The organism is Algoriella xinjiangensis (assembly GCF_900115015.1).
Classification (GTDB): domain Bacteria; phylum Bacteroidota; class Bacteroidia; order Flavobacteriales; family Weeksellaceae; genus Empedobacter; species Empedobacter xinjiangensis.
Genome location: NZ_FOUZ01000030.1, coordinates 1 through 4,297 on the forward strand (window position 1 = coordinate 1; position 4,297 = coordinate 4,297).

Below are 4,297 nucleotides of genomic sequence, written 5' to 3' on the forward strand. Positions count from 1 at the left end.
CTCCGGAGATTTTTTTTAGTTACCATAATTTTGAATTTTAAATATCCTAAATATATGGTTTATAACGGAAAAGCTACCGGAGGTTTAGTTCAACAAGGTATTGCTAAAAGGCGGGTTGAAGTTATAATTTGAACTTGTGTACTTCTATCAATTTTTGTAATTTAGTTGAACTGAAGTGCTTCGAAATCTCGCCCTTCAGCAATACCCAAACCGTTAGCTGTAATATTAAACAGAGCATTACATGAAAATTGATACTATTATTATCACACAAGAACAAGTTAATAAAATTCTTGAAATTGAAGAATCTCACTTTGCTGATTTTAAGTCTAAGAGAATTTCTCCAAGTAAATTAACTAATACAATTTCAGCTTTAGCAAATGCTGTTGGTGGTGAAGTATATATTGGAATAGAGGAAATTGAAAATAAAAGCAAAAAATCTTGGGATGGTTTTTCAACGATTGAGGATGCAAATGGTTTTATACAAGTATTTGAAAAATTATTTCCATTAGGTGATAATTTCAGCTATACATTTCTTCATTATAATAATAGTTATGTTCTAAAAATTGAAATAAAAAAGAACAAAGATATTATTGTTGCTAATGATGGTGAAATTTACAAAAGAAGAAGTGCTCAAAATTTAAAAATAAGATCACAAGAGGAAATTGAAAGATTAAAATTAGATAAAGGATTATATTCTTTTGAAGACAACACTCTTGATATACCGGTAGAATTTGTTTCTGATTCATTATCAATTTATGAATTTATGATAGAAATAATTCCTACAAACGAACCATTAGCGTGGTTAAAAAAACAATTACTTATTCTTGGAGACAAACCGAAAGTTTCAGCTGTCTTATTATTTTCTGATGAGCCACAAGCAGCATTACCAAAACAAAGTGCTATAAAAATTTACAAATACAGAACGAAAGCACTTGAAGGGACAAGAGAAACATTAGATTTCGACCCAATATCTATTGAAGGTAATTTATATAATATAATTAAAGAATCTGTAGCAAAAGTAAAGGAAATAATTGAATCTTCTAAAATATTAGATGAATATGGACTTCAAAGTGTAAATTATCCTGCAATCGCTTTACATGAAATTATTACTAATGCAGTATTACATCGGGATTATAGCATTCAGGCAGATATACATATAAGAATTTTTGACAATAGAGTTGAAATAGAAAGTCCTGGAGTTTTACCAGGTCATGTTACTATACGAAACATCCTCAATGAACAATTCGCAAGAAATGGGACACTTGTAAGATTAATAAACAAATTTCCGGATGCACCTAATAAGGATGTTGGAGAAGGTTTAAATTCTGCTTTTGATGAAATAAAGAATTTAAGATTGAAAAAACCTTCAATTGTTGAAAAAGAGAATAGTGTATTAGTTACAATATTACATGAACCTTTAGCTTCCGCAGAGCAGCTAATTATTGAATACTTGGAAACGCATGACGAAATTACTAATGCAGAAGGTCGAGAACTAACAGGTGTAAGCTCAGCTGATATTATGAAACAAACTTTTTATAAATTAAGAGATAAAGGATTAATCAAAAAATCTGATGACGACGGAAAACAAGGAAGGAAATCATCTTGGATAAAAATCAAATAAATACTACAGCTAACGGTGTATTGGCAAAAGACGGGAGGAAGTTATAAGTTAAACTATTTGTGATATTTAGTCGCAAAAAACTTTTTCTTTTTCGCTAAATTACTCAAATTAGCTAAAAAGAAAAAGTTTTTGCTCAGGGCAGTTTTAATTGAACTTTTCGGTTGTTAAAGCCCGTCCTTCGCCAATACTTGATCGTTAACTGCAAGTGCTTCAAAATATACGCATAAATGAACTTATGAAAATCGATAGAAAATTTAATACACTTAGTTTTAATGAATATCTAAACTATATTGACAATCATAAGCAGTATTGTGACTTTAATACTTTAGGTCTCTATCGTTCAATTTTTGAAAACGAAAACACAAGTCTTGATGAGAAAATTCAAATAAGAGAATTTGCAAATAAGCACTTTGAAAAAACTTTTGAATTTCTTCAAATTAAAGATCCTTGGACATACATAAAAGTTAAAACATTAGGTTTAGAATTAACTAATGGGGATAAAGATGAACTTTGGAGGCAAATCCGAAAAAATCAAGAATTAATCCTTAAAAAGAAACGAATAAAACATCAAAATTTTGGTGAATATTCAAAACACAACTGCGGATACGAAACTTGTCCGATGAATGGAATTATGATAAAACAAGGTTCTTTTATGGCTGAATATGAAATGTGCATCGGTAATATTAATAAATATGCTCAAAAACAAAAATCAGAACGAAGAAAATCAGAACGAAAATCTGAAAAAAGTATAATAAAAAACGAATTAGACTTAGAATAATAGCACCAGCAGTTAACATGGTATTTGCAAAAAACGGTCTGAAAGTAAACTTTTCAGACTTTGTTTTTTCCAACACAAAATTGCTTTTTCCAAAACTTTAAACTAAATTAGTTTCTACAAAAAAAGCAATTTGCTTGAACGTATGAAATTGAACTTCGTTCAAATTCTACCGTTCTTCGCAAATACTGAACCGTTAGCCACAATTGTAAAAAAAACAGATCCCGTAAATTATGAGCTTCGAAAATGACTTTGAAAATCACTTAAAAAAAATTAATTCTGCACCTTACCTTTTTATTGGAAGTGGATTATCTTCAAGATATATAAATACTTTAGGATGGGCTTCACTATTGACTGAAATTTGTAAAGAATTAGAATTGCCAAACAACTTTCATTATTATAATTCTAAGGCAAATAATGATTTAACTGTAGTTGCATCATTGATGGCTGAAGATTTATTTGAGAATTGGTGGAAAGATGATAAATTTAAAGAAAGCAGAGAAAATTTCCAAGAATTTGTAAAAGATAAAGAAGCTCCACTCAAATATGAAATATGCAAATATTTTGAAAAAAATGAATATCAAATAAATGAAGATTTAATTGAAGAATATCGCTTATTAAAAGAAAATAAATGTTGAAGGTATAATAACAACAAACTGGGATATTTTATTAGAAAAAACATTTAAAGAATTCATGGTTTATATTGGTCAAGATAGTTTAATTTTTAACAACAATATTGACATTGGCGAAATTTATAAAATCCATGGATGTGTAAGTAATCCAAATAGCCTAGTATTAAGTAAGAATGACTATGAAGAATTTCATTCTAAAAACCCATATTTGGCTGCTAAGCTTTTGACTATATTTATGGAACACCCAATCATATTTTTAGGATATAATATTGGGGATGAAAATATTCATTCAATTCTAGAATCAATAATAAAAATCTTAGATAAAAAGAGTATTGATAAGCTTAAAGACCGTTTAATATTTTGCGAGCGTGATAGCTCAGTTGATGAAAGTGCAATTAGTGATGGAAATTACCTAATTAATGGTTTAAACCTACCGATAAAAAGAATAAGATATAAGTCTCTAAATAGTTTATACAAAGTCCTTGCAAACAATAATAGAAAGCTACCAATTAAGATTTTAAGGCATATGAAAAATATGGTTTTTGATTTTGTAAAGAATAGCAAATCAAAAAGTAAAATCTACTTGGCAGATGATACAAATCTTGACAAACTTGATTTAGAAAAAGTTCAGTTTGTTTATGGATTTGGGATTAAAGAAAATCTATCTATGATGGGCATAAAAGCAGTTAGCGGAAGAGATTTATTGTTGGATATAGTTTATAATAATTTACAAGTTGATCCCGCACAACTATCAAAAAATGCTATTCCTACAATTCCAGGATACATTCCATATTTCAAATATCTTAGACTAGCAAATTTACTTGATGAAAATGGTAATATCCCAATTAATGATGATACCCAAGAGTTTACTCCAGCACATATTGAAAAAGTCAATTCTATAAAAACTGATAATTTTTATCCTGTTAGTCAATATAAAAATAAAAAAGACCAAATCAATGAAAAGTATAACTCCGTAAAACAGTTAGTTGAATCCGAAACTGTAGAGCATGCAATTATCTATATACCACTACTTGATATTGAAAAAATTTCAAGTGATGAATTATTTGAGTTTATAAAATCTATCAATCCAAAAAACGAAAATCTTAAAACTCAAGTAAGAAAATTGATTTGCCTATACGACTTTCTTAAATATAAATTGGAAAAATAACAACTGCGGCTAATAACTAAGCTTTCGTCTAGCCCGGAGGGCATGAGATGAAAGCCTGTTGAACGGAACCGAAGTTAGCTTTTAATTCTTATGGAGTTATC

At 28.8% G+C, this 4,297-nt stretch carries 4 protein-coding genes; all 4 read left to right on the forward strand.

Annotated elements, in window-relative coordinates; translation table 11 throughout:
* Positions 1-241 precede the first annotated feature (241 nt).
* The 4 genes from BM072_RS15205 to BM072_RS15220 all read left to right on the forward strand — a co-directional run bounded on the left by BM072_RS15205 (position 242) and on the right by BM072_RS15220 (position 4,196).
* On the forward strand, positions 242-1,621 hold the full coding sequence (locus BM072_RS15205; RefSeq protein ID WP_092910685.1) for an ATP-binding protein: 1,380 nt from the start codon (positions 242-244) through the stop codon (positions 1,619-1,621).
* A 235-nt stretch (positions 1,622-1,856) separates the two neighbouring features.
* The gene (locus tag BM072_RS15210) at positions 1,857-2,399 is read left to right on the forward strand and encodes a hypothetical protein (protein ID WP_092910695.1); all 543 of its coding nucleotides are present in this window, start codon (positions 1,857-1,859) and stop codon (positions 2,397-2,399) included.
* Positions 2,400-2,629: 230 nt separating this feature from the next.
* On the forward strand, positions 2,630-3,034 hold the full coding sequence (locus BM072_RS15215) for an SIR2 family protein (RefSeq protein WP_092910688.1): 405 nt from the start codon (positions 2,630-2,632) through the stop codon (positions 3,032-3,034).
* Between the two features lie 7 nt (positions 3,035-3,041).
* Positions 3,042-4,196, forward strand: coding sequence for an SIR2 family NAD-dependent protein deacylase (locus BM072_RS15220; RefSeq protein WP_262481181.1), 1,155 nt, complete (start codon positions 3,042-3,044; stop codon positions 4,194-4,196).
* Positions 4,197-4,297: the final 101 nt, after the last annotated feature.

Coding starts and splice junctions, on each gene's coding strand:
- BM072_RS15215 (WP_092910688.1), top strand. CDS start 2,630: ATGAGCTTCGAAAATGACTTTGAAAATCACTTAAAAAAAATTAATTCT.
- BM072_RS15210 (WP_092910695.1), top strand. CDS start 1,857: ATGAAAATCGATAGAAAATTTAATACACTTAGTTTTAATGAATATCTA.
- BM072_RS15205 (WP_092910685.1), top strand. CDS start 242: ATGAAAATTGATACTATTATTATCACACAAGAACAAGTTAATAAAATT.